A 16764-nucleotide genomic window follows, 5' to 3' on the forward strand; every position below is an offset into this window, starting at 1 on the left:
ACTACCTGGCCGCCACGCAGTTCCCGGTCACCGTGGTCATCGGCGCCATCTTCGTGGTCTGCGTCCTGCTCTTCCGCCGCGGCATCGTCGGCGAGGTTCAGGCCTACCTTGCCGTGCGCAAGCCCTGACCGCTTTCCCTTGCGCTGGGTTCAGGAGCGTCCCCACGCGCAGAACTCCACGGGGGCCGCAGGGCCCTCGTTTTTTTATGCCCCGTCAAGCTCCGTACGGCAGGCTGCCTCCAGGAGCGGCAGCCGCTTGGTGGCGGCGATCCAGACGAGGTCTGCATCCACGCCGTCGTAGTCGTGGCGCAGCACGCTACCGAACTGGCGCAGCTTGTGGAACTCCACGCCTGGATGCTTGGTGTCGAGGACATCGCCGATTTTGCGCGCGGCCTCGGCGATGCGCTCAAGGCAGCGTTCGACTGCGTCCTGGGTCTTCTCGTCGTCGAGAAATGTTTCCAGAGACAGCCCGTCCATGTGACGGCGAATACGCTCGATGTTGTCGAGTATGTCGCGCAAGCGGCGGGCAACGTCTTCAGAAGGCACGGATCTCGTCCTTCAGCGCCTGCGCGGCGACGTGCGGCTTGAGCGCGGCGCGGCGCACCAGATCGACGGGCCGGCCGAGCAACGTCTCCACCTCCGCAGCGATGGACGCGAGGTCGAAAACGTCGATTTCCCGGTCGGGGTCGAGATCGACGATGAGGTCCACGTCGCTGTCGTCCCGCGCCTCGCGGCGCGCGGTCGAACCGAACACTGACACGTGGCGCACCCCCAGGGGTCGCAGCCGGTCGCGCTCGGCCTGCAGGATGTGCAGGACGTCGGACAGACGGCTGTCGGCGTTCGGTGCGGGCGGCATGGTCGACTCCTTCTCCGAGATGTCGTTCAAGCCCTGGATTTCGTCAAGGACAACACTCACCCGCCGGAATCCCCGACACCCCTGTCGGCCCAGCGGACACCCCGGCCTGCCCGAACCGTCCGCCACCCCAGCAAATCGGCCGTTCGGTCTCCTGGCACGCCGCTTGCTGAAAACCACGTCAAACAAGAACACCCGGAGGAAACAGCGCCATGGCGAACGGTTCAGCGCGCCCTGTGCCGCGCGGCGGCAGGAACAAGGTGGTCTCGGCGGCCGAGGCGGTCGCCATCATCGGCGACGGCGACGTGCTGTGCAATTCGGGCTTCGTCGGCTGCGGCGTGCCGGACGAACTGCTGGCGGCGCTGGAGGCGCGCTTCCTGGAGACCGGATCCCCGCGCAACCTCACCGTCCTGTTCGCCGCCGGGCAGGGCGACGGCAAGGAGAAGGGGCTGAACCGCCTCGCTCATGAAGGGTTGATCAAGCGCGTGGTCGGCGGCCATTGGGGGCTGATCCCCAAGATGGGCAAGCTGGCGCTGGACGGGAAGATCGAGGCGTACAACCTGCCGCAGGGCTGCATCTCGCACCTGTACCGCGAGATCGCGGCCGCGCGGCCGGGCGTGCTGTCCAAGGTCGGGCTGAAGACCTTCGTCGATCCGCGGCTGGAGGGCGGCCGGATCAACGACTCCTCCCCCGAGGACGTCGTCGAGCTGGTGACCCTCGCCGGCGAGGAGTGGCTGTTCTACAAGGCGATGCCCATCGACGTGGCGTTCATCCGCGGCACCACCGCGGACACCCACGGCAACGTCACCATGGAGCGGGAGTCGCTGTCGCTCGACGCGCTGGCCATGGCGATGGCGGCGCGCAACTCCGGCGGCATCGTCATCGCCCAGGTCGAGCGCGTCGCCGAGGCCGGCACGCTCAACCCCAAGCTGGTCAAGGTGCCCGGCATCCTGGTGGACTGCGTGGTGGTCTCCCGGCCGGAGAACCACATGCAGACCTACGGCACCGCCTACAGCCCCGCCTATTCCGGCGAGATCCGCGTGCCGGTGGACAGCCTGTCCCCCATGGCGATGGATGAGCGCAAGGTGATCGCGCGCCGCGTCGCCTGCGACCTGCCGCCGGGCGGCGTCGTCAACCTCGGCATCGGCATGCCGGAGGGCGTCGCCGCGGTGGCGGCGGAGGAGCGCATTCTCGACCGCATCACCCTGACCGCCGAGCCCGGCATCATCGGCGGCGTGCCGGCCAGCGGGCTGAACTTCGGCTCCGCCGTCAACGCCGAGGCGATCATCGAGCAGAACCAGCAGTTCGACTTCTACGACGGCGGCGGCCTGGACCTCGCGTGCCTGGGGCTCGCGCAGGTGGACGCGGCCGGCAACGTCAACGTCAGCCGCTTCGGGCGCAAGCTGGCGGGGGCGGGCGGCTTCATCAACATCTCGCAGAACGCGCGGCGGCTGGTGTTCGCCGGCACCTTCACCGCCGGCGGGCTGGAGGTGGCGGTGGAGTTCGGCCGGCTGCGCATCGTGCGCGAGGGCGACAGCCGCAAGTTCATCCGGGCGGTTGAGCAGGTCACCTTCTCCGGTCCCTACGCGGCGGAGCTGGAGCGGCCGGTCACCTACGTCACCGAGCGCTGCGTCTTCGCGCTGCGCAAGGAGGGGCTGGAGCTGGTCGAGGTGGCGCCGGGCATCGACGTGGAGCGCGACATCCTCGCCCACATGGACTTCCGCCCCATCGTGCGCGACCCCCGCCCGATGCGGCTGGAGATATTCCGCCCGGAGATCATGGGCCTGAAGGAGCGGCTGGTCGAGCTGACGCTGGAGGAGCGCTTCGTCCACGACCGCGAACGCGACCTGATGTTCGTCAACTTCGAGAACCTGCACGTCCGCGAGACCCGCGAGATCGCCGAGATCTTCGAGGTCGCGGTGCGCCGCTGCGAGGCGGCGGGCAAGAAGCTGGACGTGGTCGTCAACTACGACGGCTTCCGCATCGAGGAGGACCTGCTGGACGAGTACGCCGGCATGGTGCAGGTGCTGGTGCAGGTCTACTACAACCGGGTCAGCCGCTACACCACCAGCGCCTTCCTGCGCATGAAGATCGGCGACGCGCTGCGCGGCCGCGGCGTCAGCCCGGGCGTGTTCGAGACGCGCGACGAGGCGCTGGCCTTCGCGCACGCCGACGAACCGCCGGCCGCGGCCGGGCGTCCACGCGACTGGCGCGAGGTGGCGGCGCGGTACGCCGGTGAGGGGAGGGGGTGAGGAGTCCCGTCAACCCTCCCAAAAGCATAGGTCGCGTATCCTTATCCTTCCCGCCTATAATGGTTGCGCGGTTGGACGGCCTGTCCGCCGGATGTGTGCGCAGAGCATCATGTTCAAACGATGACCGGACGGCGCGCAAAGCCGTCGGTCCTGGGGAGGATGGGGTGAGCGACACCCTCGATCACGAGGCGCTCCGCGAGCGGGCGTACCAGACGCTGTTCGAGCAGCTGGCCGACATGTGCGTCGGCTGCATCACCGTCGACCGCAGCGCGCGCGTCGCCTGGATCGACGACAAGTACAAGGCGCTGCTCGGCATCACCGGCGAGGTGCTGGGCCTGCCGGTCGAGGAGGTCATCCCCAAGAGCCTGATGCGCCGCGTCGTCGAGAGCGGCAAGCCGATCCTGCTCGACATCATGGAGACCGGGGACCGCAACCTGGTGGTCACGCGGCTGCCGCTGCGCTCGGAGGCCGGCGACGTGATCGGCGCCATCGGCTTCGCGCTGTACGACCGCGCCGAGCACCTGAAGCCGCTGTTCTCCAAGTACCAGAAGCTCCAGGAGGAGCTGGTCCGCACCCAGCACGAGCTGGCGCAGGAGCGCCGGGCCAAGTACTCGTTCTCGCAGCTGCTCGGCGTGTCGGAATCGGTGCGCGAGATCAAGCGCATGGGCCGCCGCGCCGCCCAGCTGGACTCGACGGTGCTGCTGCTGGGCGAGACCGGCACCGGCAAGGAGCTGCTGGCCCAGGCCATCCACGCCTCGTCCCCACGCGCCGACAAGCCCTTCGTCGGCCTGAACGTCGCGGCGATCCCGGAGAACCTGCTGGAGGCGGAGTTCTTCGGCGTGGCACCCGGCGCCTACACCGGCGCCGACCGCCGGCTGCGCGAGGGCAAGTTCCAGCTGGCCAACGGCGGCACGCTGTTCCTGGACGAGATCGGCGACATGCCGCTGCCCTTGCAGGCCAAGCTGCTGCGCGTGCTGCAGGAGCGCGAGGTGGAGCCGATCGGCTCCAACAAGGTGGTGCGGGTGGACGTGCGGATCATCGCGGCGACCAGCCGCGACCTCGCCGCCATGGTGCGCGAGAAGCAGTTCCGCGCCGACCTCTACTACCGCCTGAACGTCGTGCCGATCACCCTGCCGCCGCTGCGCGCCCGCACCGTGGACATCGAGAGCATCGCCGACAGCATCCTCGACCGGCTGTCGCTGCAGCACGGCGTTCCGCCGCGCGAGCTGGCGCCGTCGGCGGTCAACGCGCTGCGCGCCTACGACTGGCCGGGCAACGTGCGCGAACTGTACAACGTGCTGGAGCGCGTGGTCGCCATGACCGACGATTCCACAGTGACCGCCGAGCACGTCGCCGCCGTGCTGCCGCTCGGTGCGGAGGAGGTGGTCGAGCCGGTGGCGCCCTTCGCCGGCGTGCGCCCGCTGTCCGAGGTGATGATGCAGACCGAGCGCGTCGCCATCGCCCGCGCGCTGGCCGAGGCCGGCGGCGTCAAGGCGAAGGCGGCCAAGCTGCTCGGCATCTCCCGCGCCTCGCTGTACGAGCGGATGATGAACCTGGGGATGGTGACGAATTCGTAGCTGCATGAGCCCCTCTCCCGCAAGGGGAGAGGGGCTGAAAGGCGCCCTCACTCCCGCTTCGTGTTCGCCGCCGTTTGGCCGAACAGGATGCCGCGGCTTTCCTCGGGGATCGGCAGGGTGCGTTCCCAGGGCTTGCCCTTCTCGTAGGCGCGCACGGTCGCCGGGCGCTCCTTGATCGCCTCGAACCAGCGCTTCAGGTTCGGGAAGTCGCCGAGGTCCTGGCCCTGGCGCTTGTGCGGCACGATCCAGGGATAGGACGCCATGTCGGCGATGGTGTAGTCGTCCCCCGCCACGAAGGCGCGGCCCTCCAGCCGGCGGTCGAGCACGCCGTACAGGCGGTTGGTCTCCTTGACGTAGCGGTCGATGGCGTAGGGGATCTTCTCCGGCGCGTAGAGCGCGAAGTGATGGTTCTGCCCGGCCATCGGCCCCAGCCCGCCGACCTGCCAGAACAGCCACTCCAGCGTCGCCGCGCGGCCGCGCAGGTCTGCGGGCAGGAAGCGCCCGGTCTTTTCCGCCAGATACATCAGGATGGCGCCGGATTCGAACACCGACACCGGCGCGCCGCCGTCGGCCGGCGCGTGGTCGACGATGGCGGGCATGCGGTTGTTTGGGGCGATGGCCAGGAACTCGGGCCGGAACTGCTCGCCCTTGGTGATGTCCACCGGGAAGATCCGGTACTCCAGCCCGGCCTCTTCCAGGAACATGGTGATCTTGTGCCCGTTCGGCGTCGGCCAGTAGTGCAGGTCGATCATGGTCCGGTTTCCCTCCGTTCTTCGGTGTTCTCTATGCCGAGCGCCGCCACCGCGCGGCGCAGGATCAGGCCGGCCATCGCCGGGTGCCGGCCGATGGCGGGGGTGAGCCACAGCCGCCGCCCGTCCGGCATCGGCGTGCCGTCCACCGGCGTGGCCTTGCTGCGCAGCAGCTCCGGCAGATCGGATTCCTCGTGCCGCCCGCCGGAGACGAACAGCGGCACCACCACCACGTCGCGGGCGTCCGTCACCGCGCGCCAGTCGCAGGCGAGCGGCGGCTGTTCCAGGTAGATGGCGCCGACCTCGCCGTAGCGCCCCATGGCCGCCAGCGCCGCCGCCAGCGCCCCGGTGGCGCGTTCCGACGCGTTGCGCCGCGTGCTGCCATGGCCGGCGACCAGGACGGCCACCCGCCGCGGGTCCAGGCCGGCGTCGGCGATGGCGCGGTCGGCGATCTCCGCGGCGATGCCCCGGATCTCCGCGTCCAGGCCGATGGGCGGCAGCACGATGAGGCGGGTGGTGTCGCCGGACTCCGCCAGCAGGCGCGGCAGCACCATGGTCGCTACGCCGCCCTCGGTCGCCAGCAGCGGCACCACCGCCACCCGTGCCTGCGGCAGCGCGGCCAGCGCCGCGGCGGGAGAGGGGGGCTGCAGCGCGAAGGAGGTCGCCACCGCGCCGAACACGCCGGCCGCGCGGATCTCCGCCGCCAGCGCGTCGGCGATGGCGGAACCGCTGCCGTCCGAGGTGCCGTGGCCGAACAGCAGCAGCGCGGCGTCGGGGCCGGTGGGTGGAAGGGCGGCGGAGGGCATGGCTTTTCCCGGGCGGAACCTAATCTCTGCAAGGTAGCGCCCGCCGCCGCCCTTGGCGAGCGGGTCCATGGAGTGTATATAAGCATGTTCTAAATAACCGCATTCGGGCTGCGCCGCGGCGTGCCGGGTGTGCTATTGCAATCGGGTGCCGCCCGGGCGGCGCCCATCACGAGAGGGAGTGATCATGCCGACTCTGAGCCAGATCGCCGACGGGGTGTACGCCGCCGGCCAGCTTTACGACGAGGATCTCGCCGAGCTGGCGCGCCAGGGCGTCAAGGTGATCGTCAACAACCGCCCGGACGGCGAGGAGCCCGGCCAGCCCACCGCCGGCCACGCGGCCGAGGTGGCGGCGAAGCACGGCATGGCCTACCACTACATCCCCGTGGGCCGCGAGGGCCCGACCGCGCAGGCGGTGGACCAGATGGTCGCGGTGCTGAAGGACGCGCAGGGGCCGATAGTCGCGCACTGCCGCTCGGGCGCGCGGTCGACCGGCATCTACCAGATGGCGCGGGCGCGTCTCGCCGGGGCGCGCTGAGTCGATGGCGGCCGAGCATCCCTTCGCCCAATACGTCCGCATTCTCGGCAAGGGGCCGACGCTGTCGCGCTCCCTGACCGAGCAGGAGACGTTCGACGCCGTCTCGATGATCCTGCGCGACGAGGTGGAGCCGATTCAGCTCGGCGCCTTCCTCTGCCTGATCCGCGTCAAGACCGAGACTCCGGAGGAACTGGCCGGCTTCGCCCGCGCCGCCCGCACGGCGGTGGCGATCCCCGCCGACGTTCCGGCGGTGGACCTGGACTGGCCGTCCTACGCCGGCAAGTCGCGGCGGCTGCCGTGGTTCCTGCTGTCGGCGCTGCTGCTGGCGCGCAGCGGGGTGACGGTGTTCATGCACGGCACCGACGGGCACACGGCGGGCCGGCTGTTCAGCGGCGGCGCCCTGGAGGCGCTGGGGGTGCCGGTCGCCGGCTCGATGGACGAGGCGGCGGCGCAGCTGCGCGCCAACCGCTTCGCCTACCTGCCGCTGGCCGCGATGGCGCCCAAGCTGCACGCGATCATGGGGCTGAAGCCGCTGCTGGGCCTGCGCAACCCGGTGCACACGGTGTCGCGCATGCTGAACCCGCTGGGGGCGCCGTGCCAGATGGTCGGCGTGGCGCACCCGCCCTACCGCGACGCCCACCAGAAGGCGGCGGCCATCCTCGGCCAGCCGCGTCTTGCGGTGTTCAAGGGCGAGGGCGGCGAGGCCGAACGCCGGCCGGAGAAGCCGACCGAGGTGCGGACCATCCGCGACGGCGACCTGGGCACCGACCTCTGGGCGCCGATGGCCGCCACCACGACGGTCCGCCACGACGAGGAACTGGACGTGGCGCGGCTGAAGGCGCTGTGGGACGGCACCTCGGACGACGAGGAAGGCCGCGGCGTGGTGGTCGCCACGGCGGCGGTGGCGCTGAAGCTGCTGGGCAAGGCCGAGACGCAGGAACAGGCCGAGGCCCTGGCCGCTGAGCTGTGGCGGGGGCGGTAAAGCCATAAACCCCTCCCCCCTTGCGGGGGAGGGGGTGGGGAGAGGGGGCGCGGGCGAAGCCCGCAAGTTACGTTCTGCCACCCTCTCCCCAACCCCTCTCCCATCAAGGGAGAGGGGCTTTTTTCTCAATGCGACAGCAGGACCGGCATGGGCGCGGTGCGCAGCACATGGCGCGTGCCGCTGCCGCGGTGCAGGTACGGGAAGCCGTAATGGCCATGCGCGCCCATCACCAGCAGGTCGGCGCCGCGGTCGATGGCCTGGGCCAGCAGCGCGTCCATGGCGCCGATGTCGTTCACCGCGAAGTTCGACGCCTCCGCCTTGATGCCGTGCAGGCGCAGGTGCTCCATCAGGCCGATGCGCGGCGTGTCGGCCGGGTGGCCGGCGGTCGCCTGGGTCAGCACGGTGATCACCGTCACCTCGCTGGCGGCCTGCAGCAGCGGCATGGAATCGGCCACCGCGCGGGCGGCCTCGCGCTCGGCGTTCCAGGCGATCACGGCGCGCTTGCCGATCACCGGGAAATGGCCGGCGAAGGGGATCACCAGCACCGGGCGGCCGGAGTTCAGCACCACCTGCTCCGCCAGTTCCTCCGGCGCGGTGCCTTCGGAACTGTCGCGGTCGTACTGGCCGAAGATCGTCAGGTCGGCGAAGCGCGACCAGATGATGGTCTCGCGGATGACGTGGTTGTACTCGCCGTGCGCCAGCGCGTGCCAGTCGGCGGTGACGCCGGCCTCCTGCGTCTTGGCGCGGAACAGCGCCTCGCTGCGCATCGCCGACTGGGCCAGATGGTCGCTGGTGCGGCGTGCGATCACGCTGGTGGCCTGCCGGTCCGGCTGGGCGAACAGCCCCCGCAGGAAGGCGCCGTGCACCTTGGCCAGGGCGATGCCCGCCTCGATGCGCGCCTCGGTGTGCGGGCTGGAGTCCAGATGGACCAGGATATGCTTGAGCGACATGGTTGCGTGTGCCTCCCTCGGGTTCGGCCCGGACGTCTTGGCCGGGACCGTCGCCCGGCGAGCGTGCCTGTTGTCCACGCCATGATGCCACGGGATCGCGCCGAGGCGAAGACCGCAAAACGGTAAACCAATGTGTATTTGGGACCAGAGCCCCTCTCCCCAACCCCTCCCCCTCAAGGGGGGAGGGGCTAGACAGCGTTACTGCGGGAACCGCACATGCCCCTCGTGCGCCGCCTCGCCGGCGGGCTTGGCGTTGTGGCCGATCTCCATGCCTTCGGTGTCCGCGGTGGCGAGCCCGGCCGCGCGCATGCGGCGGCGGGCCTCCTGGCGGCGCCGTCCACCGCCCGGCATCCGCCCGGAATAGGCGGCGAAGGCCAGCGCGCCCAGCCCGGCGACCAGCGCGGCCGTCGTCCAGGGGTGCAGCTCGGCGCTGGTGTACAGGCTGGTGTGCCGCACGAAGCCGTGCCGGCCAGAGCTGGCGTGGCCGTTGTTGTAGGGCTCGTACAGGCTGTCGCGGTCGCGCTGGCGCGGGCCGTACTGCTGGCCGCGGAACAGCATGCGCTCCATCATGTAGTCGGTCACCCGCGGCGCGTAGCGCTCGCCCCACTGGAAGCCCTTGCCGCCGCCACCGACGAACAGGTCGCGCACCGGGTGCTGGGCGGCGTGCAGGATGGCCTGCGCCACAAGTTCCGGCGCGTAGACCGGCTGCGGCACGGTGGGCTCCTGGTCCATGTAGTTCCTGGCGTGCTCCTCGAAGCCGGTGTCGATGGACGCCGGCTTGATGAGCGTGACGGAGATCGGGGCGCCATCCGCCTCCAACTCCATGCGCAGCGCGTCGGTGAACGCCTTCACGGCGTGCTTGGTGGCGGAGTAGGCGCCCTGGAGCGGGATCGCGCGCTCCGACACCACGCTGCCGACGTTGATCAGCGCGCCGCCGCTCCGGCGCAGGTGCTGCGCGGCGAGGCGCGAGCCGATCACCACGCCCCAGTAGTTGGTCTCGAACAGGCGGCGGTGGTCCTCCATCGAGACCTCCTCGAGGCGGCCGTAGATCGACACGCCGGCGTTGTTCACCCAGGTGTCGATGCCGCCGAAGCTCTGCACCGCCAGGTCGGCGACGCGGCGCATGGCCTCCTCGTCCGCCACGTCGGCCACCGCGTGCACGGCGGTGCCGCCGTGCCGGCGGATCTCCTCGCACACGTTGCCGAGCGCGTCGCGGTCGCGCGCGGCGAGCACCACGCGCGCGCCCTGCTCGGCGGCCATGCGGGCGGTGACCAGGCCGATGCCGCTCGACGCACCGGTGATGACGATGACCTGCTCGTTGATGGGCTTCAGGTGGACGGCCATGGCGGATCCTCCGCGGACGGGTGGGGGGACGGGTGGGGCGGTGTCCCTTCCCAACAGGCCCCCCGGCGGCGTCGTTCCGGCGCGGTGGCGGTAGCCTGACGGAACCGCGGGACCGGAAGCCACCTTCGGTTGTTCTCACTGCGGCCGGCGGGCGCGTGCCGTCCGGCCCCGGGGGAGAGCGCCATGGACGAAGACCGCATCCGCGACCGCGCCTACGCGATCTGGGAACGCGAGGGTTGCCCGGACGGGCGCCACGAGGCGCATTGGGAGCAGGCGCGCCGGGAACTGCAGGACGAGGACCGTCTGGCCCGGGACCGCCGCGCCCGTGTCCTGGCCGACGCCGGGGACATCGGCCCGGAGGACCTCCTGCACCCGTCCGGCCGCAACAGCGGCGGCATCTGAGCGGAGGGCGTTTTGGGCCAGAGCATCGATCCCAGCACCTGGATGTGGGCGGAGGCGGTCGAGCTGCTCGACCGCGCCGAGCGCCTGCACCGCCAGTTCTTCCGCCCGGCGCGCGGCGGCGGGGCGCGGCCGTCCTGGGCGCCGCCGGTGGACGTCTTCGAGGACGGCGACGCCCTCACCGTCGTCGCGGCGCTGCCCGGCGTCGAGCCCGGCGCGCTGGAGGTCGACATCGTCGACGGCGTCCTGCGCGTCGCCGGGGAGCGCACGCCGCCCGGTGTCCGCGCCGGCACCATCCACCGGTTGGAGGTGCCGCACGGCCGGTTCGAGCGGCGCGTCGCGCTGCCGCCCGGCGCCTACGCGGTGGCGCGGCAGGAGCTGGTCGCCGGCTGCCTCGTGCTGTCGCTGACGCGGGCCGGCTGAATGGACGAGCCGCTTCCCATCGTCGCGGTGCGCACGTTCGTTCTGTTCCCGGGCGTGGTGGCGCCGGTGACGGTGATGCGCGCTCGCTCGGTCGCGGCGGCGCAGGCGGCGATGCGCGCCGGCCGGCCGCTCGGCATCGTGCTCCAGCGCAACCCGGCGGCCGAGGAGCCGGGCCCCGCCGACCTGCACGGCATGGGGACGGCGGCGACGGTGCTGCGCTACGTCACCACCGAGGACGGCCAGCACCACATCGTCTGCCAGGGGCTGCACCGCGTCCGTGTCGCCGGCTGGATGGAGGACGGGCCGTTCCTGGCGGCGCGCGTGGACCCGCTCGCCGAGGCCGACGCCGACACGCCCGAGTTGCGGCTGCTGGCCGCGCACCTGCGCGAGCGCGCGCTGGAGGCGCTGCACCTGCTGCCGCAGGCGCCGCAGGAGCTGCTGGCGGCGGTGCGCACGCTGGACTCACCCGGCGAGCTGGCCGACCTCACCGCCAGCTTCATGGACCTGCGCCCGGCCGAGAAGCAGGCGATCCTGGAGACCGAAGGCCTCGTGGCGCGGCTGCAGCGGGTGACGGACCAGCTGGCCGACCGCATCGCCGTGCTGCGCCTGTCGCGCGGCCTGCGTGCCGCCCTCGATATGGATGAGGACGATGAGCCGGTGCCGGCGGAAACCGTCGAACTCGCCGCCGCCATCGAGGCGGCCGGCATGCCGCCGGAGGTGCACGCCCAGGCCCGGCGCGAGCTGAAGCGGCTGGAGCGCATCCCCGAGCTGGCGGCCGAGCACTCCATGGTGCGCGGCTACCTGGACTGGCTGGTCGAGCTGCCGTGGCGCGGCGGGGCGGAGCCGGCCATCGACCTGGCGGCGGCGCGCGGCGTCCTCGACGCCGAGCATTTCGGGGTGGAGGCGGTGAAGCGCCGCATCCTGGAGTTCCTGGCGGTGCGCGCGCTGAACCCGCGCGGGCGCGGTCCGATCCTCTGCCTCGCCGGGCCGCCGGGGGTGGGGAAGACCTCGCTGGGGCAGTCCATCGCGCGGGCGACCGGGCGCGCCTTCGCGCGCGTCGCGCTGGGCGGCGTCCACGACGAGGCGGAGATCCGCGGCCACCGCCGCACCTATGTCGGCGCGCTGCCCGGCAGCGTCGTGCAGGGCCTGCGCCGCGCCGGCACGCGCGACTGCGTGATGATGCTGGACGAGGTGGACAAGCTGGGGCACGGCGGGCGCGGCGATCCGGCGGCGGCGCTGCTGGAGGTGCTCGACCCCGAGCAGAACGCGGCGTTCCGCGACGCCTACCTGGACGTGCCGGTGGACCTGTCGCGGGTGCTGTTCATCGCCACCGCCAACGTGGTGGACGCCATCCCGGCGGCGCTGCGTGACCGGCTGGAGGTGATCGAGCTCTCGGGTTACACCGAGGACGAGAAGCTGGAGATCGCCCGCCGCCACTTGGCTCCGCGCCAGCTCGCTGCGCACGGCCTGACGGCGGAGCGGTTGGAGGTTGGCGACGACGCGCTGCGCGTGCTCATCCGCGACCACACCCGCGAGGCCGGCAACCGCGAGCTGGAACGCCGCATCGCCGCCGTCTGCCGCTATGCGGCCGTGCGCATCGCCGAGGGAGAGGCCCGGGCGATCCGCATCGGCGCGGCGGAGGTGGCGGCCATCCTCGGCCCGCCCACGGTCGAGAACGAGGTGGCGCTGCGCGCCGGCGTGGCGGGGGTGGTCACCGCCTTGGCCTGGACGCCGGCCGGCGGCGACATCCTGTTCATCGAGGCGGCGCGCTTTCCGGGCTCCGGCCGGCTGATCCTCACCGGGCAGCTCGGCGAGGTGATGAAGGAGAGCGCGCAGGCGGCGCTCAGCCTCGTCAAGACGCGCTGGCGGGAACTGGGGCTGGACGCCGGCGCCTTCGCCGCCACCGACCTGCACCTGCACGTGCCGGCCGGCGCCATCCCGAAGGACGGTCCCTCGGCCGGGCTGGCGATGGCGGCGGCGCTGGTGTCGCTGCTGACTGGGCGCGCCGTCGCGCCGGACACCGCGATGACCGGCGAGATCAGCCTGCGCGGCCTCGTGCTGCCGGTCGGCGGGGTGAAGGACAAGGTGGTCGCGGCGCACCGGGCGGGGATCCGCACCGTCGTGCTGCCGGGGCGCAACCGCAAGGACCTCGAGGCGATCCCGGCGGCGGTGCGGGACTCGCTGCGCTTCGTCTGGGTGGAGGGCGTGGACGAGGCGCTGGCGGCGCTGTTCGGCGGGGGCGTCGGAGTGTGAAACGCCTCTCCCGTCAAGGGAGAGGGGCTTTGCTTCAGCCGAAGAACGTCTCCACCGGCAGCGTCACACCCAGGCTCGCGAACGCCACGCTCTCCCCCACCGCCTCCGCCTGTCCACCGCGCCGCAGCTCGCCGCCCTTCCGCACCGGGTCGAGCAGCAGCGCCTCGCGCGCCGGCAGGGGCGGCAGCGCATCGGGGCGGAAGGCCACCACCAGCTCCGCCGAGCGGGTCTCGGGCGCGTAGGGCTCCGCGGTCACCGCGACGACGTCCGCCTCGCCCCCGTCCGGCAGGCGCGGCGCCACCACCAGGCGGAGGTGCGCGCCCGCGGCGTTGGCGGCATCGACGGTGGCGGACAGCGTGCGGACCGTCGCGGTGCGCGCGGCGGCCTCGGCCAGCGTGGCGGCGGCGGCGGCCGTGCGGCGGATACGGGTGATGGCGTCGCCCAGCGTGTTGGCGAAGGCGGTCATGAAGGTCACGTCGGTGACGGTGAAGGCGCGCGTCTCCTCCACGTCGATCTCCAGCACGCCGAACGGCCCCTCGTCGGTCATGACGGCGACGTTGATGGTCGAGACGATGCCGTACTCGTCGTAGATCGGCGGCAGGTGGTAGCCCTGGCCGCCGCGCCGCACGTCCACGTCGACGATCGGCCGCTCCTCGCGCAGGGCCCGGCCGCAGGGGTTGTCGAGGTCGGCGGCGGCGCGCACCCGGCCGTAGACGCGCGGGCTCCACCCCACGCCGGCGCGCACCACCAGCTGGCCCTCGGCGGGCAGCAGCTCCAGCAGCTTGGCGTAGGGCACCCGCGTGCCCTCGGCGCACAGGCGGCACGCCTCGCCGAGCAGCCGGTCGAGGTCGGATTCCAGCAGCGCCAGCCGGCCCATGTCGGTCAGCACGGCCTGCTGGTGCAGCAGCTCCTCGGCCGAGGGCGCGGGATCGAGCAGACGGTCGGAGCGCACCGCTCCGCCGGGGCCGAGCAGGCGCGTGCCGGTGCGGTGCAGGTACAGGCGCTGGAACGGCGGCGTGGTGGAGGTGCGTGGCATGGCGCCCCTTCAACACGCCGCACCGCGAAGCCGTTCCTGACCCTCTTGAACGGAGGGGGCCGGCGGGGCCACATGTGGGGCGCGGAGGCTCAACCGCCCTAAAAGGAATGGGCACCAAGGAGAATGGAACGATGACGCCTGAGGAACGCAACCTGCTCGACGACCTGTTCCAGCGCCTGCGGCAGGCCGAGGGCCAGCCGCGCGATGCGGACGCGGAGCGCCACATCCGCGAGGTTGTCCAGGCGCAGCCCGCCGCCCCCTACTACATGGCGCAGTCGCTGCTGGTGCAGCAGCACGCGCTGAGCGCGGCGCAGCAGCGCATCGAGGATCTGGAGCGCCAGCTCAAGGACGCGCAGGAGCGCGCCAAGGCCCCCTCCGGCGGTGGCGGCGTCGGCAGCTTCCTGGGCAACGCGCTCGGCCTCGGCCGCCGCGAGGAGCCGCGCCCGGCCCCGCAGCCCGCCCCGTCCGGCCCGTGGGGCGCCGCGCCGGCGCAGCCCGCCTACCCGCCGCAGGGCGGCCCGCGGCCGGGCCCGTGGGGCGGTGCGCCCGCCGGATTCCCGCAGCAGGCCGGCTATCCGCAGCAGGGCGCTTATCCGCAGCCGGGCTATCCGGGCGCCGGCGGCTACCCGCCGCAGCCGGGGCGCGGCAGCTTCATGGGCGGCGCCATGCAGACGGCGGCCGGCGTGGCCGGCGGCATGCTGGCGGCCAGCGCCATCTCCTCGCTGCTGCACGGCAGCGGCAGCCCGTTCGGCGCGGCCGACGCCGCCCACCAGGCGCCGGTCAGCCACACCCCGGCGGACACCGGCGACCCGGTGCTCAACAACGACACCGGCTTCCTGCCGCCGGCGGCCCAGCAGACCGGTTACCAGGAGACGGCCTACGAGCCGGACAATTCCGACTACACCGTCGACGACGCCGACGTCGGCGGCGACGACAACTGGGCGTAACCGCCCGCTACGCCAGCCCCCCTTCCGATGTGGGAGGGGGGGCCGAGAAGCCGCCGGGATGGACGGCCTCGTGCAGGGTGTGGCCGCCGTGCACGTCGCGCACCTGGACCACCGCCGCCAGCCCGCGCCGGCGCACCATCCGCTCGAAGGCGGCCACGGCCTCCATCAGCGCGCGTCGCGTGTCGTCGTCGCGGTCTTCCGCGGTGCGGACCACGCTGCAGACGACTTCGTAGTGCATCCCCGTCGCCTCCCCGTATCTCGTAAAAGGGATGTGCGCAGCACACCCGGCGCGGGCAAGCGGCCGAAGGGCAGGGCGGGCGGAGGGCCTAGGGCGTAGACGGGGATGCATCGGGCGTATGCATGGTTCGTTTGCCCCCTCAAAAGAAAAGCCCGCCGTTACGGCGGGCTTCAGTTCGACATCAGCGAGAATGACTCCTTGGCGTCACCCGTGGATATGGGCGTGGCGCCCCCCGCCCGCAAAACCGAAATTCGGGCTAGGCCGAAGGTTTGAGGGCGCCGCGGCGGACCCCGGAGCCCGCTTCCGCCGTTTCCGCGGCAACGGACGGCAAGGAGGGGGCATGGACGGCAACCGGCGCGCGGCCGAGGCGATGGCGCAGGTGGAACGCGGCGCAGGGGCGGACTCCGGCCGCCGCGTCGTGCAGGCGGACCTCAAGCTGTTCACCTGGAAGGTGCTGATCGTCGCCGGGGTGGCGGTGCTCGCCTACCTGACGATGCGGGTGGCGGAGGCGCTGCTGCTGATCTTCGCGGCGGCGCTGTTCGCCATCCTGCTGACCCGCATGACCCGCGCGGTGCGCGGCTGGACCGGGGTGCGGCACGGCGTGGCGTTCGCGCTGGTGCTGGCCGGGCTGGTGGCGGTGCTGGCGGTCGGCGGCTGGTTCATCGGCGCCGAGGTGGTGGCGCAGTACGACCAGTTCTCCGGCCAGATCGGCACGGCCATCGAGCGGCTGCCGCCGCAGCTGCGCGAGGAGCTGGCGCGCCAGGGCGATCCGGCAAGCTGGCTGTCCCGCCTGCGGCCGGTGGCGGCCAACGTGGCGTTCGCGGTCGGCGACCTGGTCGTGGTGGTGTTCGCGGCGATCTACATGGCGGCGGCGCCGGATCTCTACCGCCGCGGCTTGGTGTTGCTGGTGCCGCCGGCCGGGCACGCCCGTGCCCTCCAGGTGCTCGACGTCACCGGCGAGGCGCTGTGGAAGTGGCTGATCGGGCAGTTCCTGTCCATGGCCATCGTCGGGCTGCTGACGGCGGCGGGGCTGTGGGCGCTGGGCGTGCCGGCGGTAGCGGCGCTGGGCGTGCTGGCGGCGATCCTGGAGTTCATCCCGTTCCTCGGCCCGATCCTCGCCGCCGCGCCGGCGGTGCTGATCGCCTTCGCCCAGTCGCCGGACCTCGCGCTGTGGGTGGCCGGGCTATACCTGCTGGTGCAGCAGCTGGAGGGGCACCTTATCCAGCCGCTGATGCAGAAGCGCGTGGTCGACCTGCCGCCGGTCGTCACCATCGGCGCCATCGCCTGCGGCGGGCTGCTCGGCGGGCTGCTCGGCATGTTCCTCGCGACGCCGCTGGCGGTGGTCGCCATGGTGATGGTCAACATGCTCTACATCGAGGACAAGCTGGGGCAAGGGCGGCACTTCCCCGACAAGACGTGAG

17 protein-coding genes are annotated in these 16764 nt (G+C 72.2%); 9 read left to right on the top strand and 8 right to left on the bottom strand.

Annotated features, from left to right (window positions below):
• Positions 1 to 203: 203 nt before the first annotated feature.
• Positions 204 to 545 (bottom strand): HepT-like ribonuclease domain-containing protein, encoded by a 342-nt coding sequence (locus ACRWK7_RS24645; RefSeq protein ID WP_431858971.1) that lies wholly within the window; start codon positions 543 to 545, stop codon positions 204 to 206.
• Positions 535 to 915, bottom strand: a complete 381-nt coding sequence (locus ACRWK7_RS24650; RefSeq protein ID WP_431858972.1) for a nucleotidyltransferase family protein — start codon at positions 913 to 915, stop codon at positions 535 to 537. Before ACRWK7_RS24650 ends, ACRWK7_RS24645 begins: the two co-directional genes overlap by 11 nt.
• 149 nt (positions 916 to 1064) lie before the next feature.
• On the opposite strand from ACRWK7_RS24650, the gene ACRWK7_RS24655 reads away from it, so the two are divergent.
• Both ACRWK7_RS24655 and ACRWK7_RS24660 read left to right on the top strand, forming a co-directional pair.
• Positions 1065 to 3104, top strand: coding sequence for an acyl CoA:acetate/3-ketoacid CoA transferase (locus ACRWK7_RS24655; protein WP_431858973.1), 2040 nt, complete (start codon positions 1065 to 1067; stop codon positions 3102 to 3104).
• Positions 3105 to 3268: 164 nt separating this feature from the next.
• Positions 3269 to 4681: a sigma-54 interaction domain-containing protein gene (locus ACRWK7_RS24660; protein WP_431858974.1), complete on the top strand. Its 1413-nt coding sequence runs from the start codon at positions 3269 to 3271 to the stop codon at positions 4679 to 4681.
• A 47-nt stretch (positions 4682 to 4728) separates the two neighbouring features.
• Here ACRWK7_RS24660 and ACRWK7_RS24665 read toward each other — a convergent pair whose 3' ends face one another.
• Together ACRWK7_RS24665 and ACRWK7_RS24670 are read right to left on the bottom strand one after the other, a co-directional pair.
• On the bottom strand, positions 4729 to 5433 hold the full coding sequence (locus tag ACRWK7_RS24665; protein ID WP_431858975.1) for a glutathione binding-like protein: 705 nt from the start codon (positions 5431 to 5433) through the stop codon (positions 4729 to 4731).
• A complete protein-coding gene (locus ACRWK7_RS24670) occupies positions 5430 to 6236 on the bottom strand; it encodes a CbiX/SirB N-terminal domain-containing protein (protein ID WP_431858976.1) in 807 nt (268 codons plus the stop codon). Before ACRWK7_RS24670 ends, ACRWK7_RS24665 begins: the two co-directional genes overlap by 4 nt.
• Positions 6237 to 6420: 184 nt before the next feature.
• On the opposite strand from ACRWK7_RS24670, the gene ACRWK7_RS24675 reads away from it, so the two are divergent.
• Together ACRWK7_RS24675 and ACRWK7_RS24680 are read left to right on the top strand one after the other, a co-directional pair.
• Positions 6421 to 6771, top strand: a complete 351-nt coding sequence (locus ACRWK7_RS24675) for a TIGR01244 family sulfur transferase (RefSeq protein WP_431858977.1) — start codon at positions 6421 to 6423, stop codon at positions 6769 to 6771.
• Between the two features lie 4 nt (positions 6772 to 6775).
• A complete protein-coding gene (locus tag ACRWK7_RS24680; RefSeq protein WP_431858978.1) occupies positions 6776 to 7753 on the top strand; it encodes a glycosyl transferase family protein in 978 nt (325 codons plus the stop codon).
• Between the two features lie 125 nt (positions 7754 to 7878).
• Here the strand turns inward: ACRWK7_RS24680 and ACRWK7_RS24685 are convergent, their stop codons facing one another.
• Positions 7879 to 8703 (bottom strand): universal stress protein, encoded by an 825-nt coding sequence (locus ACRWK7_RS24685; protein ID WP_431858979.1) that lies wholly within the window; start codon positions 8701 to 8703, stop codon positions 7879 to 7881.
• Between the two features lie 198 nt (positions 8704 to 8901).
• Positions 8902 to 10047 (bottom strand): SDR family oxidoreductase, encoded by a 1146-nt coding sequence (locus ACRWK7_RS24690; protein ID WP_431858980.1) that lies wholly within the window; start codon positions 10045 to 10047, stop codon positions 8902 to 8904.
• Between the two features lie 183 nt (positions 10048 to 10230).
• Here ACRWK7_RS24690 and ACRWK7_RS24695 point away from each other — a divergent pair, with 183 nt between their 5' ends.
• The 3 genes from ACRWK7_RS24695 to lon are packed head-to-tail and all read left to right on the top strand — an operon-like array spanning position 10231 to position 13122.
• On the top strand, positions 10231 to 10449 hold the full coding sequence (locus ACRWK7_RS24695) for a DUF2934 domain-containing protein (protein WP_431858981.1): 219 nt from the start codon (positions 10231 to 10233) through the stop codon (positions 10447 to 10449).
• 12 nt (positions 10450 to 10461) lie between these two features.
• Positions 10462 to 10869, top strand: a complete 408-nt coding sequence (locus ACRWK7_RS24700; protein ID WP_431858982.1) for an Hsp20/alpha crystallin family protein — start codon at positions 10462 to 10464, stop codon at positions 10867 to 10869.
• Complete coding sequence (gene lon / locus ACRWK7_RS24705; RefSeq protein ID WP_431858983.1) at positions 10870 to 13122, top strand: endopeptidase La; 2253 nt, start codon at positions 10870 to 10872, stop codon at positions 13120 to 13122.
• A gap of 34 nt (positions 13123 to 13156) precedes the next feature.
• Here lon and ACRWK7_RS24710 read toward each other — a convergent pair whose 3' ends face one another.
• Complete coding sequence (locus ACRWK7_RS24710) at positions 13157 to 14158, bottom strand: GAF domain-containing protein (RefSeq protein WP_431858984.1); 1002 nt, start codon at positions 14156 to 14158, stop codon at positions 13157 to 13159.
• A 131-nt stretch (positions 14159 to 14289) separates the two neighbouring features.
• Here ACRWK7_RS24710 and ACRWK7_RS24715 point away from each other — a divergent pair, with 131 nt between their 5' ends.
• The gene (locus ACRWK7_RS24715) at positions 14290 to 15105 is read left to right on the top strand and encodes a DUF2076 domain-containing protein (protein WP_431858985.1); all 816 of its coding nucleotides are present in this window, start codon (positions 14290 to 14292) and stop codon (positions 15103 to 15105) included.
• A gap of 7 nt (positions 15106 to 15112) precedes the next feature.
• Here the strand turns inward: ACRWK7_RS24715 and ACRWK7_RS24720 are convergent, their stop codons facing one another.
• Positions 15113 to 15343 (bottom strand): hypothetical protein, encoded by a 231-nt coding sequence (locus ACRWK7_RS24720; protein ID WP_431858986.1) that lies wholly within the window; start codon positions 15341 to 15343, stop codon positions 15113 to 15115.
• A 340-nt stretch (positions 15344 to 15683) separates the two neighbouring features.
• On the opposite strand from ACRWK7_RS24720, the gene ACRWK7_RS24725 reads away from it, so the two are divergent.
• Complete coding sequence (locus ACRWK7_RS24725) at positions 15684 to 16763, top strand: AI-2E family transporter (protein ID WP_431858987.1); 1080 nt, start codon at positions 15684 to 15686, stop codon at positions 16761 to 16763.
• The last annotated feature ends 1 nt before the right edge of the window (position 16764 follow it).

Source organism: Azospirillum sp., assembly GCF_050789165.1.